This window comes from Streptomyces prasinopilosus, from assembly GCF_001419695.1.
Lineage (GTDB): Bacteria > Actinomycetota > Actinomycetes > Streptomycetales > Streptomycetaceae > Streptomyces > Streptomyces prasinopilosus.
Map to the genome: position 1 here is coordinate 1 of NZ_LIRG01000103.1, position 16267 is coordinate 16267.

10 protein-coding genes and 2 pseudogenes are annotated in these 16267 nt (G+C 74.7%); 6 read left to right on the forward strand and 6 right to left on the reverse strand.

Annotation, left to right across the window (positions count from 1 at the left end; translation table 11 throughout):
* Positions 1-719 (reverse strand): annotated as a pseudogene (locus tag AOK18_RS05650) (glycosyltransferase); the annotation flags it as partial.
* Between the two features lie 145 nt (positions 720-864).
* On the opposite strand from AOK18_RS05650, the gene AOK18_RS05655 reads away from it, so the two are divergent.
* Positions 865-1731, forward strand: coding sequence for an aminoglycoside phosphotransferase family protein (locus AOK18_RS05655; protein WP_055693594.1), 867 nt, complete (start codon positions 865-867; stop codon positions 1729-1731).
* 474 nt (positions 1732-2205) lie between these two features.
* Positions 2206-3558 carry an MFS transporter gene (locus AOK18_RS05660; RefSeq protein ID WP_055693595.1) on the forward strand — a complete coding sequence of 451 codons (1353 nt, stop codon included), beginning with the start codon at positions 2206-2208 and terminating at the stop codon, positions 3556-3558.
* 49 nt (positions 3559-3607) lie between these two features.
* Here the strand turns inward: AOK18_RS05660 and AOK18_RS05665 are convergent, their stop codons facing one another.
* Both AOK18_RS05665 and AOK18_RS05670 read right to left on the reverse strand, forming a co-directional pair.
* On the reverse strand, positions 3608-4411 hold the full coding sequence (locus tag AOK18_RS05665) for a 3'-5' exonuclease (RefSeq protein ID WP_079104863.1): 804 nt from the start codon (positions 4409-4411) through the stop codon (positions 3608-3610).
* A gap of 196 nt (positions 4412-4607) precedes the next feature.
* Positions 4608-5876, reverse strand: coding sequence for an SAV2148 family HEPN domain-containing protein (locus tag AOK18_RS05670; protein WP_175400277.1), 1269 nt, complete (start codon positions 5874-5876; stop codon positions 4608-4610).
* A gap of 338 nt (positions 5877-6214) precedes the next feature.
* On the opposite strand from AOK18_RS05670, the gene glgX reads away from it, so the two are divergent.
* The 3 genes from glgX (at position 6215) to AOK18_RS05685 (ending at position 12333) form a co-directional block, all read left to right on the forward strand.
* Positions 6215-8383 (forward strand): glycogen debranching protein GlgX, encoded by a 2169-nt coding sequence (glgX, locus tag AOK18_RS05675; protein WP_055693600.1) that lies wholly within the window; start codon positions 6215-6217, stop codon positions 8381-8383.
* Between the two features lie 103 nt (positions 8384-8486).
* On the forward strand, positions 8487-10871 hold the full coding sequence (treY, locus tag AOK18_RS05680; protein ID WP_055693596.1) for a malto-oligosyltrehalose synthase: 2385 nt from the start codon (positions 8487-8489) through the stop codon (positions 10869-10871).
* Between the two features lie 187 nt (positions 10872-11058).
* On the forward strand, positions 11059-12333 hold the full coding sequence (locus AOK18_RS05685) for a M14 family zinc carboxypeptidase (RefSeq protein WP_055574327.1): 1275 nt from the start codon (positions 11059-11061) through the stop codon (positions 12331-12333).
* A 19-nt stretch (positions 12334-12352) separates the two neighbouring features.
* Here the strand turns inward: AOK18_RS05685 and AOK18_RS05690 are convergent, their stop codons facing one another.
* Positions 12353-12793, reverse strand: coding sequence for an SSI family serine proteinase inhibitor (locus tag AOK18_RS05690; protein ID WP_055574326.1), 441 nt, complete (start codon positions 12791-12793; stop codon positions 12353-12355).
* A gap of 415 nt (positions 12794-13208) precedes the next feature.
* Positions 13209-13760, reverse strand: a complete 552-nt coding sequence (locus AOK18_RS05695) for a DUF1707 and FHA domain-containing protein (RefSeq protein WP_055693597.1) — start codon at positions 13758-13760, stop codon at positions 13209-13211.
* A gap of 182 nt (positions 13761-13942) precedes the next feature.
* Between AOK18_RS05695 and treZ the strand changes: the two genes are divergently transcribed.
* Positions 13943-15688, forward strand: coding sequence for a malto-oligosyltrehalose trehalohydrolase (treZ, locus tag AOK18_RS05700; protein ID WP_055693598.1), 1746 nt, complete (start codon positions 13943-13945; stop codon positions 15686-15688).
* Positions 15689-15972: 284 nt separating this feature from the next.
* Here the strand turns inward: treZ and AOK18_RS05705 are convergent.
* Positions 15973-16267, reverse strand: a pseudogene (locus AOK18_RS05705) (aminoglycoside phosphotransferase family protein); the annotation flags it as partial.

The following is a 16267-nucleotide window of genomic DNA, read 5'->3' on the forward strand; positions in this document are numbered from 1 at the left end:
CACCGGCCGGCCGCTGCCACTCCCCCTGCGTGCCGCGGTCGCCCCGGCAGGCGCCGACGAACGTGTGCACGCTCTCGTCGACCCGGTCCGCGTTCGGCTGGAGCACCCTGGGGATCAGGACGAGGGAGCGGGCCGGACGGCTCACGAACGGGTCGGGGTGCTCGGTGATCCCGTTCTCCTCCAGCCAGGCGCGGAAGCGGGCGTGGTAGGCCCGGCCCCGCTCGGTCCTGAGCGCCTCCTCCCACATCGGCTCGCCGACCTCCTCCTCGTACCCCTCCCAGGCGACGAGGTTCGGCGAGAGGGAGACCACGGGCACGCCCCAGCGGTGGCCGAGCACGCGTGCGGGGTACGAGGTGATGTCGTGCAGCACCAGGTCGGGGGTGTCCCCCTCGTACGCCTTCGTCAGCTGGGGGAGGGCCTGGACGGCGTCGTCGAGGAACGGTTCGACGTTGTCCAGCAGGGTGGTGCCCCAGGCGTCCGGGTCGTCGTCGGGCCCGGGGAGGACGGAGTTCCAGGGCTTCACCTCGGCGCCGGTCGCGGCGACCTTGTCCGCGAGGGCCGGGGGGATCGCGTAGGTCACCCGGTGGCCGCGCGCCACGAGTTCGCGGATCACCTCGAGGCTCGGGTTCACGTGGCCGTGGGCGGCGATGGAGAACATGGCGATGTGTGCGGGACCGGTCATGCCCCGCACTCTAGGCGAGACGATACGTCTCGTACAATTGGTTGAGGGTGCCGCCGGCTCCCGCGGTGGCCGCCGCGCCCGCGGTCCGCCGCCGACGGGCACCGCGCACGGCGCCGATCCGTGCGAATGGGAGACTGACCGACGGCACACACGAGCACAGGCACGGCCACGGAGGCGGGCGGATGGACGAGGCACGGGCGCGGGACGTCCTGGTGGCGGCGGACGTGCTGCCGGGGCGCGCGGCCGGGGAGGCGCCGCTGCTCGCCCTGGGAGAGAACGCGGTGTTCGCCGCCGGCGACCTGGTCGTCAAGGTGGGCCGCGACAGCGGTCTGCTGGAGGGTGCCCGCCGGGCGCTGGCGATCGCGCTGTGGCTCGCCGAGGAGGGCGTGCCTGCGGTGCGGGCCGCCGCGCCGCGCGCCCTGCTCGTCGACGGCCACCCGGTGACGGTCTGGCACCGGCTGCCCGAACCGGTGCGGCCCGCCGAACCCCGGGACCTGGCCGCGCTGCTGCGGGTGGTCCACGCCCTTCCCGCTCCCCCCTTCGGGCTGCCGCCCCGCGAGCTGCTGGGCGGCGTGGAACGCTGGCTGCGGCTCGCGGGCGAGGTGATCGCCCCCCGGGACGCGGCGTACCTGCGGGAGCGGCGGGACGGTTTCGCGGCGGCCGCCGCGGCCCTGACGCCCCGTCTGCCGCCGGGGCCGATCCACGGGGACGCGCTGCCCCGCAACGTGCACGTCGGGCCGGACGGGCCGGTCCTGGTCGACCTGGAGACCTTCTCCGCGGATCTGCGCGAGCACGACCTGGTGGTCATGGCCCTCTCCCACGACCGTTACGGCCTGCCGGCGCGGGCGTACGCGTCCTTCACCGAGACCTACGGCTGGGACGTGCGCGAGTGGGAGGGCTGCGCGGTGCTGCGCGGCGCGCGGGAGACGGCCAGCTGCGCCTGGGTCGCCCAGCACGCCCCGAGCAACCCGAAGGCCCTGGCCGAGTTCGAGCGCCGCGTGGCCTCCCTGCGCGACGGCGATCCGACGGTCCGCTGGTACCCCTTCTGACCCGGGCGCGGCACGCGGAACCCGGAGCCCGGCCGCCGGGCGCCCGTCCGCGGCGGGGCGGCGGCACGGCGGGGCGGACGGGAATCGCCGCCGGGCCCCGAGAGGTCGCGCGGACAGGTACTCGGCGAGGACGAGCTTCCCGTGCCTCGGATCTCTGGTGAACGGCTCCCCGAGCGAGGGCGTGAGGATCGGGTGGATGCCTGACCTGAGCGCCCCTCCCTGGTAGCGTGCGCGGCATGTCTGCTGCTTCGTGCGCGGCCGCCTGTGCCGCGGTGACCAGGACGTCCCGCTAGCGGCGGGACGTTCGGCCCACACCCTTCCCGGACGTCCAGCCGCTTCGTGATCGGACCGGAGCGGCACGTTCGTGCTGCTCAGAGCTTCCTCTGAGCAACGGAGCACCCGATGTTCCCAGACACCCTTCCTTCACGCGGGCACAGCCCGTCCCCCGCACGCGCACGGCTGGTGCTGTGCGCGATGTCCATGCTGCAGTTCTTCATCGCGGTCGACGTGACCGTGGTCAACGTCGCCCTGCCCTCGATCGGCGCCGCCTTCGACGTCGACGGGCACACCCTGACCTGGGTCGTGGTCGGGTACACGGTCACCGGTGGCGGGATGCTGATGCTCGGTGGCCGGCTGGGCGACCTGTTCGGGCGGCGACGCGTGCTGCTGCTCGGCACCGGCCTGTTCGGCGCCGCGTCCCTGCTGGCAGGCCTGGCCCCCACGTTCGCCCTGCTGGTGGCCGCGCGCCTGCTGCAGGGTGCCGGTGAGGCCGTCGCGCTGCCCGCCGCGATGGCCACCATCGTCCTGATGTTCCCCGAGGGCCCGCGCCGGTCGCGGGCCCTGAGCGTGTGGGCGGCGGTGGCCAGCTGCGGTCTCGTGCTCGGATTCGTCCTGTCCGGACTCCTCACCGCCCACCTGGGGTGGCGGTGGATCTTCCTGGTCTCGGTTCCGTTCATCCTGGTCGTGCTGCCGGCGGCCGTCTTCCTGGTCGAGGGTGACCGTCCCGCGGCCCGGGACGATTCGCCGCTGGACCTTTCCGGCGCGCTGCTGCTGACCGCCTGTCCGCTGCTGTTCACCTTCGGCGTGGTCGAGGCCGGTGGGCCCGGAACGCCGGCATGGGCGGCCCCGGGGGCGCTGGCCGGGGCGGTGGCCGCCGGGGTCGGGTTCGTGCGGGTCGAGGCGCGCTCGCGCAACCCGCTGCTGCCGCTGCACTTCTTCGCCCACCGCACGCGGGTGGCGGCCAACCTGACCACGATGCTGCTGAGCGGGGGGTTGTCGACCTCGTTCCTGCTGTTCACCTTCTACCTGCAGGACCGCGCGGGCATCGGCCCGCTGGGTGCGGGCCTGACGATGCTGCCCCTGGCGGTCTCGCTGATCGTGTTCTCCATGCTCGTGCCCCGGCTGCTGGGCCGCTGGGGAGCACGCGCGTGTGTGCTGGCCGGCATCGGGTTCACCGCGGCCGCGATGGCCGCGATCGCGCTCGTCTCGGTCCTGCGGGCGGACGGGGTGGCGATGGTCCCGGCCATGCTCCTGATCGCGGCCGGGATGGGGTTCGGCCTCGTGGGGCTGCAGTACGTCGCGGTCGGCGGCGTCACCGAGGACGACGCCGGGATCGCCTCGGGCATCCAGCGCGCGGCCGACCAGTTGGGCGGTGCGACCGGGGCGGCGGTCTGCGTCGGGATCGGGTTCGCCCCGGCCCTGCACTCCTTCGATCCGTTCCTGGTCGCCACCCTGCTGGCCGCCGTGGGACTCGTGACCGGTGCGGTCGTGGCCTGGCGCATGCCGGCGCCGGCTCCCGCAGCGGACCCGCGGGAACAGGCCGGGTGATCTTCACGGGCCGGGTCTGGCCGGCGCGCCCGGCCTTCCCGCGCGGCCTCTAAGGCGCTTGCCCGGGAGCGGTCCCGGACGGCGGCGCGGTCTCGGGGCCGCCGGGCTCCCGCTCGCGGGGGGCCTCGGCCGGCCCGGTCCGCGGGCTGCGCGGGACGACCGGCCAGGCCGGCTCGACGACCGCCGCCGGGTCCGCGGTCCGCCGCAGGTACGCCTGCAGGGAGGCCGCCTGCCCGGCCGCCGCGCGCACCTGGAGCTCCTGCAGGGCCGTCAGGGACATCGCCCCGACGGACTGGTACTTCTCCCCCATGCGCCGCACCACACGGGCGGCGGCCACCGCGTCCGCCCTCGCGTCGTGCGCGTCGTCGAGCGACACCCCGTAGTGCGCGCACAGCGCGTGCAGGGCGCGCCTGCCCTTCCGGTACCTGTCGACGTGCTTGTCGAGCACCAGGGGATCGATGACCGGTGAGGGCACGCCGCCCAGCCGCTCGGTGACCGACTCCAGTCCGTGCCGCCGGCACTCGCGGTCCAGCAGCGACAGGTCGTAGCGCGCGTTCATCACGACCACGGGCGTCCCCGAGCGCAGGACCTCGGTGACGGCCCGGGCGATGTCCTCGACCGCGGACGCCGGCGGGACCCCGTGCTCGCGGGCGTGGTCCGTCGAGATGCCGTGGATGGCCGAGGCCTGCTCCGGTATCGCCACCCCGGGATCGAGCAGCCACGTCCGCTCCGCCGACACGGCGCCGTCCGGCTCCAGCCGCACGACCGCCGCGGTGACGATGCGGTCGGTCTCGACGTCCGTGCCCGTGGTCTCCAGGTCGAAGGCCACCAGGGGCCCGGTGATCCAGCTCATCGCCCGACCGCCGCGGTGACGGCGCGTGCCTCGCGCGGGTCGGTGCCCGTCGCCTCCGGGCCGGAGCCGATCGGCGGCTCCCGGTGCCAGCCCATGGGTGGCCCCCTTCCGTGTGGTGCGTTCCCCCAGTGCTTCTTACCTTCGCACGCACCACTGACAACCCCGGGGCCGCGTTCCGTTCGCCCGTACGGCCCTTTCACGACACCGGGCGCGAATCCACCCACATCTGCTCGAATTCCTCGCGGTACGTGGGGAACAGCCCGCCCTCCTCGGCCTCGCCCGGCCTGACCACCTTGCCGCCGTTGCGCAGCACCAGCACCGGTGCCTCCATCCCCCGGGCCCGGCGCAGGTGGTTCTGCACCACGCCGACGCCGTCGGCGCCGTCCCCGTCGACGAGGTACGCCGTGCAGCGGGGCGTCTCGTCGTACACGTGGATCTCGAAGGCGCCCGGGTCCCGCAGCCGGGACCGCACCCGGCGCATGTGGAGGATGTTCATCTCGACCGCGCGGCCCAGTTCCCCGCGCCGCAGACCGAGTTCGCGCTCGCGGCGCTTGACCGCGCTGGAGGCCGGGTTCAGGAACAGCAGCCGCACCCGGCAGCCGGCCTCGGCGAGCCGCACCAGGCGGCGTCCGGAGAAGTTCTGCACCAGCAGGTTGAGGCCTATGCCGATGGCGTCCAGGCGGCGGGCGCCGCCGAAGATGTCCTCGGCCGGGAACTGGCGCAGCAGCCGCACCCGGTCGGGGTGGACGGCGACCACGTCCGCGTACCGGTCGCCGATCAGGTCCTCCACCGCGTCGACGGGCAGCCGGCGGGCGGACGGGACGTCCCCGCCCGCGCCGAGCATCTCCAGCAGCCGCGCGGAGGCCCGCTCGGCCTGGTTCAGCACCGCCTCGGACAGCGCCCGGTTGCGGGAGACGACGTTGCGGGTCACCTCGAGCTCGTCCAGGGCGAGTTCGACGTCCCGGCGGTCGTCGAAGTACGGCTCGAAGCAGGGCCAGTGCTGGACCATCAGTTCGCGCAGCTGCGGAAGCGTGAGGAAGGAGAGGACGTTGTCGTCGGCCGGGTCCAGCAGGTAGCCCTTGCGGCGGCTGACCTCGCGCACCGCGGCCGCGCGCTGCACCCACTCCTGCCCGGCGGGTCCGGCGGCGGCGACCACCCAGCCGTCGCCGTGCACGGGCTCGTAGACGGGCCGCAGCACGGCGGCCACCACCGAGCGCAGCCGCTGCTCGACGAGGTTCAGCCAGATGTAGGCGCGGCCGGCCCGCTGGGCCCGGGTCCGCACCTCGCGCCAGGCGTCGGCGCCCCAGTCCAGGTCCGGCCCGATCGATCCCGCGTCCATCGGCCGCGCCAGGGACACCGCACCGGGCGGGACGTCCGTGGAGTTCCCCTCGTGACCCTCGTCACCAGGGGGCAGCTCCAGCCCTCCCGAGCCCACCCGCGCACCGCCTTCCGCTCCCCCGAGCACTCCCAGCCCCAACGATCAAGGAGAGTACTCCGCTTGCGGTGTGCGGTGCAGCCCGATGACGGTGTCGTTTCTCAACTTCCGCCCCGCACACCATCGTTCTGCTATGCATGCCCGGCGGAAGTGGACGAAGTCACAGGAGGGGCACAGAGGTTGCGGCCGTGGCGCGGGCGCGGAGGAGCCGGAGGGCCCGCCTCGGGCGGGAGACGCCGGCGGCGGTGCGGCGACCGCGGGGCCCCGGCCCGACAAACGGTGCGACAGGAGCGCCCCGGCGGGACGACACGCCGACACTCCGGCCAAGGCGCCCCCACGGGGGCCGTACACCTGGAAGAGTCGTGTCCATGCAGGTCTGGCCTGGCGAGGCGTATCCCCTCGGTGCCGCGTACGACGGCGCCGGCACGAACTTCGCGGTCTTCACGGAGGCCGCGGACCGAGTGGAGCTGTGTCTGTTGCACGACGACGGCTCCGAAACGGCGGTCGAACTGCGCGAGAGCGACGCGTTCGTACGGCACGCGTACCTGCCCGGCGTCATGCCGGGACAGCGGTACGGCTTCCGTGTCCACGGGCCGTACGCCCCCGAGCGGGGGCTGCGCTGCAATTCGGCGAAACTGCTGCTCGACCCGTACGCGCGTGCGATCAGCGGGTCGGTCCGGTGGGGCGAGGAGGTGTACGGCTACCACTTCGACGCGCCCGACCGGCGCAACGACCTGGACTCCGCCCCGCACACGATGACGTCGGTCGTGGTCAACCCGTACTTCGACTGGGGCGACGACCGGCCGCCTCGGACGGAGTACCACCACACGGTGATCTACGAGGCCCACGTCAAGGGTCTCACCATGCGCCATCCGGGGCTGCCCGAGGAGCTGCGCGGCACCTACGCGGGTCTGGCCCACCCCGCGGTGATCGAGCACCTGACCGAACTCGGCGTGACGGCGCTGGAGCTGATGCCGGTCCACCAGTTCGTCAACGACCACCGCCTGGTGGACATGGGCCTGAACAACTACTGGGGCTACAACACCATCGGGTTCTTCGCCCCGCACAACGCCTACGCCTCCTGGGGCGACCGCGGCCAGCAGGTGCTGGAGTTCAAGTCGGCGGTGAAGGCCCTGCACGAGGCCGGGATCGAGGTCATCCTCGACGTCGTCTACAACCACACCGCCGAGGGCAACCACCTGGGCCCGACGCTGTCCTTCAAGGGCATCGACAACCCTTCGTACTACCGTCTGACCGACGACCCCCGCTACTACATGGACACGACGGGCACCGGGAACTCCCTGCTCATGCGGTCCCCGCACGTCCTCCAGATGATCATGGACTCGTTGCGGTACTGGGTCACCGAGATGCACGTCGACGGGTTCCGCTTCGACCTCGCGGCGACCCTGGCCCGGCAGTTCCACGAGGTGGACCGGCTGTCGTCGTTCTTCGACCTGGTGCAGCAGGACCCGGTGGTCTCGCAGGTGAAGCTGATCGCGGAGCCGTGGGACGTGGGCGAGGGCGGCTACCAGGTGGGCAACTTCCCGCCGTTGTGGACCGAGTGGAACGGCAAGTACCGCGACACCGTGCGCGACCTGTGGCGGGGCGAACCGCGCGCGCTCGCCGAGTTCGCCTCCCGGCTCACCGGCTCCTCCGACCTCTACCAGGACGACGGGCGCCGCCCGCTGGCCTCGATCAACTTCGTGACCTGCCACGACGGTTTCACCCTGCACGACCTCGTCTCCTACAACGACAAGCGCAACGACGCCAACGGCGAGGACAACCGGGACGGCGAGAGCCACAACCGCTCCTGGAACAGCGGTGTCGAGGGCGACACCGACGACCCGGACGTGCTGCGGCTGCGGGCCCGGCAGATGCGGAACTTCATCGCCACGCTGATGCTCTCCCAGGGCGTGCCGATGATCAGCCACGGCGACGAGGTGGCCCGCACCCAGCGCGGCAACAACAACGCCTACTGCCAGGACAACGAACTGGCCTGGCTCGACTGGCCCTCGGAGCGGGAGAGGCGCGGCGGGGACGGCGACGGCGGGTCCGGCGCGGACGGCGGTGACGACGCCCGCCTGCGGATGCTCGCCTTCACGCGTGCGATGGTGGGGCTGCGCAAGGAGCACCCCGTCTTCCGCAGGCGCCGCTTCTTCCACGGCCGGCCGGTCGAGGGCACCCACGACGACCTGTCCGACATCGCCTGGTTCACCCCCGAGGGGACGGAGATGACCCAGCGGGACTGGGACCGGGCGCACGCCTCGGCGCTGACGGTGTTCCTCAACGGCAACGCGATCTCGGAGCCCGGCCAGCGCGGGGAGCGGATCACGGACGACTCGTTCCTGCTGATGTTCAACGCCTCCCCCGGCCCACTGGAGTTCGTGGTGCCCGTCGACCACGGCCGGCAGTGGCAGGTGGTCGTCGACACGGCCGGCGAGGACGGCGTACCGCCGGGCACCGGTCCGAAGGTGCGGGCCGGCACCCGGCTGACCCTGGCCGACCGGAGCCTGACGGTGCTCCAGCGGCCGGTGTGACGGGCGGCGCGGCGGGGTGACGCGGAGAGGGGGCGCGGAGAGGGGGCGCGGCAGCGGAGGGACTGTTGACAGGAAGGGCGGCGGGACGGGTACGTAGGTCTGCATGACCTCTGAGCGACCTGAGCGATCCGAGCCGTCGGTGCCCACCGCCACGTACCGGCTGCAGCTGCAGCCCGACTTCCCGTTCGCCGCCGCGGCGGCCGCCGTGCCGTACCTGGCCTCGCTCGGCGTGTCCCACCTGCACCTGTCGCCGGTCCTGGAGGCGGTGCCGGGCTCGCGGCACGGCTACGACGTGGTGGACCACGGGCGCGTGCGCGGGGAACTGGGCGGCGAGCGGGCGCTGCGGGACCTGTCGCGCACCGCGCGGGAGCACGGCCTCGGCCTGGTCGTGGACATCGTCCCGAACCACATGGCGATGTCCCCGCGCCACAACCGGGCCCTGTGGGAGGTGCTGCGCGAGGGACCCTCCTCGCGCCACGCCCGCTGGTTCGACATCGACTGGGAGGCGCAGGACGGCCGGATGCTGCTGCCGGTGCTGGGCGGGCCGCTCGGCGCCGAGCTCGGCCACCTGAAGGTGGACGGCGACGTGCTGCGCTACCACGACCACGCGTTCCCGCTGCGCGAGGGCACCGCCCACCTGCCGCTGCCGCAGCTCCTGGACGCCCAGTGGTACCGCCCGGCGTGGTGGCGGCTGGCCCGCACCGAGCTCAACTACCGCCGGTTCTTCAGCATCTCCGAGCTGATCGGCGTGCGGGTGGAGGACCCCGAGGTGTTCGACGCCACCCACGCCAAGATCCTCCAGCTGCTGCGCGAGGGGGTCGTCGACGGGCTGCGGGTCGATCACCCGGACGGGCTCGCCGACCCGGACGGGTACCTGCGGCGGCTGCACGAGTCGACCGGGGGCCGCTGGACCGTGGTGGAGAAGATCCTCGCCGACGGTGAGCCGCTCCCCGCTTCCTGGCCGGTCGCGGGCACCACCGGCTACGACGCCCTGCGGCACGTGGACGGCCTGTTCACGGACCCGGCGGGGGCCGGGGAACTGCTCGGCCGGTACCGCCGGTTCGCGGCGCCGCAGCCGGACCGGGGCGGCGCGTGGGAGGCGACGGTGCGGCGGGCCGCGTACAAGGTGCTCACGCACGAGCTGACGGCCGAGGTCGACCGGCTGACCCGGGTGGCCCACCGCCTGTGCGCGGCCTCCCCCGAACCCGCGCTGCGCGACCGTGCGCCCTGGGCCCTGCGCACCGCGCTGGAGGAACTGCTGGTCCGGCTCGAGGTGTACCGGCCCTACGCGTCCGTGGACCCGGCCGGCGTGGTCACCGAGGAGGCCGCGGCCGGTGCCCGCCGCGTCTTCGTCGTCCCCGAGGAGGCCGGGGCGGTGGACGTCGTACGGGACCTGGTGCTCGGGCGGTACGGCGACGGGCCGGGGCAGGTGGAGTTCCGTACGCGGTTCGCGCAGACCGCGTCGGCGCTGCGGGCCAAATCGGTGGAGGACACGGCGTTCTACCGCTACGTGCCGCTGCTGTCGGCGACGGAGGTGGGCGGCAATCCGGGTGCTCCGGCGCTGTCCCCGGAGCGGTTCCACGCGTACTGCGCGCGCGTGCAGCGCGACTGGCCGGCGTCCGGCACCGTCGTCTCCACGCACGACACCAAGCGCAGCGCCGACGTGCGGGCCGCGCTCCACGTGCTCACCGAGTGTCCCGGGGCGTGGGCGGACGTCCTGGCGGAGGTGACCCATGTCGGCGAGGGCGTACCGGACCCGCAGATGGCGTGGGCGGCCTGGCAGACGGTGTTCGCGCTGGGCCCGGCGGACCCGGAGCGGGTGACGGGCGCGCTGCTCAAGCACGTGCGCGAGGCGGGCATGCACACGAGCTGGACGGAGCCGGAACCCGCGTACGAGGAGGCGGTGGCCCGGTTCGTGGCGGCCGGGCCGTGCGGGGCCACGGGCGACCGGGTGGCGCGGTTCCGGGCCTCGCTGGAGCCGTACGTCCGCGCGAACGTGCTGGGCACCGCCCTGGTCCATCTGACGATGCCGGGCGTGCCCGACGTCTACCAGGGCTCCGAGTTCGAGTGCCGGACCCTGGTGGACCCGGACAACCGGCGCGCGGTCGACTTCCCTTCCGGGGGGACGGACGGCGGCGACAGCGAGAAAGCGGCGGTGACGCGGGCCGCGCTGCGGTTGCGGAGGCGGCGGCCCGGGGTGTTCGGCGACACCGCGTCGTACGAGCCGCTGGCCGCCGAGGGGCCCGGGGAGGCGCACTGCGTGGCGTTCGTGCGGTCCGGTGCGGTGCTGACCGCCGTGACCCGGCTGCCGCTGCGGCTGGCGGAGGCGGGGGGCTGGCGGGAGACCCTGCTGGCGCTGCCCCCGGGCCGGTGGGCCGACGTGCTGGAGCCCGGGCGGGAGCTCACCGGGCGCGTGCGCGTGGCGGAGCTGTTCGAGCGGTCACCGGTGGCACTGCTGGAGCGGACCGGGGAGCCGGACGGAGCGTAGGACCCGCCCCGGGGCGCGGAGCCCTGCCCGGGAGAAGGCGCGGGGCCGCGCCCCGGGCGGGACGCCGGGGTGCGGACGCCGGTCGTCCGTGCCGCGCCCCCCGGGGAGGGCCTCGCCCGCCGCACCCTTGACAGCGGTCCGCGGCCGTGGGGTACTGCGGTGTGCGACGACGGGTGATTGACGGGGGGTGAGTCTCCTGCCGGAGCAGCGCCACCCGACGGTGGCCGAACTCGTCTCCTCCTCCCGCGCCCTGACGGCCCGACGGCCCGGTCTGTGCGTCCTGCGGCAGGTGGGACTCTCCCGCGCGGGACGGCCGCTGCACCTGCTGTCCGTGGGCCACGCCCGGCGTGCCGTGCTGGTGGTGGCGGGCGCCCATGCCAACGAGCCGGCCGGCGGGGGCACCCTGCTCGCGCTGGCCCGGCGGGTCGTGGCGGAGCCGGAGCTGCGGGACGGCACGTCCTGGCACTTCCTGCTGTGCGCGGACCCCGACGGGGCGAGCCTCCACACGGCGACGGAGCCGGACAGCCTGTACGACTACCACCTGGGCTTCTTCCGTCCCGCCGGCCGGGAACAGCCGGAGTGGGCCCCCTCGGTCCTGCCGCCCGACCTGCTGCCGCCCGAGACCCTGGCCCTGACCGGGGTCATCGACGAACTGCGGCCCTACCTCCAGGTGTCGCTGCACGGGACCGATCTGGGCGGCAGCTGGGTCCAGCTGACGAGGGACGTGCCGGGGCTCGCCGAGCCGTTCGGCAAGTCCGCCGCGGAACTGCACATCCCGGTGGAGACGGGCGCCTCGGACGCGGCGGGCTGGCCGGCGTCCGGTCCCGGGGTGCGGGTGATGCCGGCGGCGGAGGCCGGTGCGGTGTATCCGAGTCTGCCGGACGACGCGCGGCACAGCACCTGGTACCGCCCCCACCGGTACGGCGGTCTGACCGCGGTCGTCGAGGTGCCGATGTGGGCCGGCGTCCTGGTGGACGATCCGGAGCCGCACCCGGCCCCGGCCGAGGCGCTGCGGCATCTCGCGGACCGGCTGCTGCGGGACGCCCGCGAGGTGCGGCGGGTGCTGGAGAAGGCCCGGCCCGGGGCCATGGAGGGCGCCGGCACCGCCGGCGGCCCGCTGCTGCGGGCCGCCACCTGGGGGCTGGAGCTGGTGCCGGGGCTGGCCGGGGACCTGGTCCGCGCCCGGCCGCCCGACGGCACCCGGGCGTACGTGGGCAGCGTGGACGCGTTCACCCGCCGGGTGCCGCTGCGGGCGGCGGCGATGCTGCGGCGGGAGCTGCGGGAGAGCGACCCGCACGCGGCGGCGCGGCTGGAGCACCTGGTCGCCCTGTGGAGCGACTCGTTCGCCGTGCACTTCCGGGCCCGCCCGGTGTCCGTGGCGCACCAGGTGGAGCATCAGGTCCGCACGGTCGTGGCGGCGGCGCGGCACGCCCGCGCGGGTGCCGGAACGGGAGCGGGCTGAAGCGCCCGCTCCCCCGGCCTCAGGAGGGCCGCGACTCGTCCAGGGCGAACACGGAGCCGGTCCGGGCCTCCAGCGCGCACCGGTTCGGGAAGGTCTCCGTGTACTCGACCGGCCGCCCCCGCCACTCCCCGTACGCGTGCGCGGTCACCGGGGCGTAGACCATCGGGCAGTGCGTGTCCCGGGCCGGGATGCCGGTGATGCGGCCGTCGGCCGCGGCGAGTTCCGCGCAGGCGTCGGCCGCGCGCGGGTGGCCCTGGGGCGGGTCGCAGAGGAGCAGTCTGGCCGAGGCCCTACCGGTCCGGGTCTCGCCCTGGTCGACGCCGAGGACGAGCCAGGTGTCGGAGGTGCCGGCGTCCCGGGGGTCCGGGGCGGCCTGTGCGGGGGCGGGGACGAGGCAGGCGAGGAGGGCGGTGGCCGCCAGCAGGGCGCCCCGTACCGCTTTCGATGAGGTGTACGTCATGCCAGATGCATCGGCACGACGGCGGCGGAACCCCAGTCCGGCTCACCCGAACGGGAAGGTGTGCCCGGACAGCACCCGGCCGGTTCGAACGCGGTGCCGTGGCCCGCGTCCGGTGATCGACCTGGTGTGCGGCCGGGGTCCGGTGTGCCCCGCGGAGGTCGCGAGGGCCGGCGCACCGCGCGTCGGGGAGCCGGTGGTCCGGCGGGGCCTCCGCCGGACCGTGACCGGCGGTCGTGACGGCCGGTCACGTCGGGCTGGGGGCCCGTCCGGTGGGCCGTGCCGCGGACGGCGGGGTGCGGCACGCCCGTCCGCGGTGGAGAGGCGCTCTCGATCCCCCGCGGTACGACCCGCCGAGCACGTCCTGGGGCGCGGCAGGGCCGGCGGGTCCCACCGCCGTCCGGCCTCGTGCGGACGGTCAGTTCGCCGTGAGCCGGTACGTCATCCGCCCGAAGCCGATCTGGTCGCCCTCCCGGACGACGGCCGCGCCGATCACCCGACGCCCGTTCACCGTCGTGCCGTTGGTGGAACCGAGGTCGCGCAGCACCCACAGGCCGCCCTGCCGGTGGAGTTCCGCGTGCGTGCGGGAGACCGTCTCGTGGTTCAGCCTCAGCCCGTTGGCGGGGTCGCGTCCTATGCGCAGCGGGTGGGCGGCCGCCGGGTGGGGCAGCAGCAGCTTCGGCAGCCGCTCGGCCCGCCAGGCCCCGCGCAGCCGCACCGTGAACCCGGAGACCGACTCCACGGAGGCGAACAGCAGGCGCGAGAAGCGGCCTTCGGTGGGCAGGTCGGCGGTGAGCGGGACGAGTTCCTCGGGGGACCGCGCCGCGAGCGCCAGCTCCATGCGCCGGACGAACGTGTCGTGGGACAGCCGCCCCACCGCGGCGCCGTCCCGCAGTACCTTCAGCGCCTTGTCGCGCTCCACGTCGGAGAGCCGCGCGGGGTACGTGTTGAACTCGAATGACGACGTCACGCTGCTGATTGTCGGCCAGTACGGGCCGGGCTGTCCAGGAGACGGCACGGGCACCGCGCGGCCGCCCCCGCCCCCGGAGGCGGCGACACCCGCCGCAAAGGGAACATTCACCGGCGGATCGATCTCCGATGCCGCACGATGGACGGGCTACATCACGGTGAGCAGACGAAGGGGAACCGTCCGTGCAGTTCGAGGTGTGGGCACCACAGGCCGACGAGGTGACGCTCCGGTGCGACGGCGTCACGCGTGCTCTGGCACGGGATCCGGAACGGGAGGGGTGGTGGCGGGGCGAGGCGGACGCGCGGGACGGCTCCCGGTACGGCTTCGCGCTGGACGGCGGGCCGGTCCTGCCCGATCCGCGCTCGCGCCGGCAGCCGGACGGGCCCGACGGGCAGAGCGCCGTCGTCGACCACGACAGGTTCGCCTGGCGCGCGGCCTGGGACGGGCGTCCACTGCCCGGCGCCGTCCTGTACGAGCTGCACGTGGGCACGTACACGGGGGAGGGCACGTTCGACGCCGCCGCCGAGCGGCTGGAGCACCTCGCCGGGCTGGGTGTCACCCATGTGGAGCTGATGCCCGTGTGCCCCTTCCCCGGCCGCCACGGATGGGGGTACGAGGGCGTCTCGTTGTGGGCGGTGCACGAGCCCTACGGGGGACCCGAGGGGTTGAAACGGTTCGTCGACCGGGCCCACTCCCTGGGGCTGGGCGTCGTCCTCGACGTGGTGCACAACCATCTGGGGCCCTCCGGCAACCACCTTCCGCGGTTCGGCCCGTACTTCACCGACACCCATCACACCCCGTGGGGCGCCGCCGTCAACCTGGACGCCCCCGGCTCGGACGAGGTGCGGAGCTACCTCGTGCAGAGCGCGCTGGCGTGGCTGCGGGACTACCGGATCGACGGGCTGCGCCTGGACGCGGTGCACGCGCTGGCGGACACGCGCGCCCTCCCCTTCCTCGAGGAACTGGCGGCGGCCGTGGACGCCCTGTCGGCGGACACCGGCCGGCCGCTGTTCCTGATCGCCGAGTCGGACCGCAACGACCCCCGGTACGTCACCTCCCGCGCGGACGGCGGCCTCGGGCTGCACGCCCAGTGGAACGACGACTTCCACCACGCCCTGCACACCGCGCTGACCGGTGAGTCGCAGGGCTACTACGCCGACTTCGCGCGCGCCCCGCTCGCGGCGGTCGCCAAGACGCTCCGCGGCGGCTTCTTCCACGACGGCACCTACTCCTCGTTCCGCGGCCGGCGGCACGGACGGCCCCTGGACCGTACGCGGATCGCCGGGCACCGCCTCCTCGGCTACAGCCAGACCCACGACCAGATCGGCAACCGGGCCCGGGGCGACCGGCTGGCCGCGCTGGTCTCCCCCGGTCTGCTGGCCTGCGCGGCGGCCCTCACGCTGACCGCTCCGTTCACGCCGATGCTGTTCATGGGCGAGGAGTGGGCGGCGGGCACGCCCTGGCAGTTCTTCACCGACCACACCGACGCCGACCTCGCCCGGGCCGTGCGCGAGGGCAGACGGCGGGAGTTCACGGCGCACGGCTGGGCCGCGGCGGACGTGCCCGACCCGCAGGACCCCGCCACCCGGGACCGCTCCTGCCTGGACTGGTCGGAGCCGCGGCGCGAACCCCACGCGCGCGTGCTGGCCTGGTACCGGCAGCTCGTCGCGCTGCGTCACGCACAGCCGGACCTCACCGACCCCGACCTCGCCGACACCAAGGTGGTCTTCGACGAGGACCGGCGCTGGCTCGCCTTCCGGCGCGGGGACGTGCTGGTGGCCGTGAACCTGGCCGGTGAGCCGGCCGCGATCGCGCTGGGCGTCCCGCACGCGCGCGTACTCGCCGCCTGGGATCCCGTCGGGGCGCCGGGCGCGGACGGCGTGCTGCACCTTCCCGGCGAGTGCGCGGCGGTGCTGCTGCAGCACTGAGGATCCGGGGCGCCACCGGCCCGGGGCACGCGGACGGGGGCACACGGATCGGGTGCGCGGCGGGGGCCTGCCGTTCGGATCGGGTCGCGGGGAGGCGACGGTCCTGGTCGGCGCCGGTGAGCGGGGTCCGGTGCGTGCGGCCGCAAGGCGAAGGGGGGAGTCGACGCGAGGGGGTTCCTCCCGCGCGGGCGCAGCCGAGCGTGAGGGGGAGCCGGCGGGTGACGACAACGCGGCGGAGGTGCGTGCCGGACCCCGCGCCTGCGACCTGATCCGGACGGCAGGCCTCAGGGCATGTCGTCCGCGCTGCCGAGGTCCGTCACCCGCTCCAGCAGGATCGCCTCCCAGGCCCGGCGCAGCCGGACGCGCAGCAGCGGCAGCCGGCCGGTGGCCCCGCCGCGCAACGCCTCGGCGAGGTGCAGGAGCGCGTCGCAGCGGGCCAGCCACAAGCCGCGCAGGCAGGGGCGGGGGCCGTAGCCGGCGAGGGTGGCGGCGCGCACGGCGGCCGGGGAACCCACGGCGAGCGCCAGCCCCGCGATGTCCTCGGCGGGGTCGCCGACCACCGCCCCGGCCTGCGCGGCT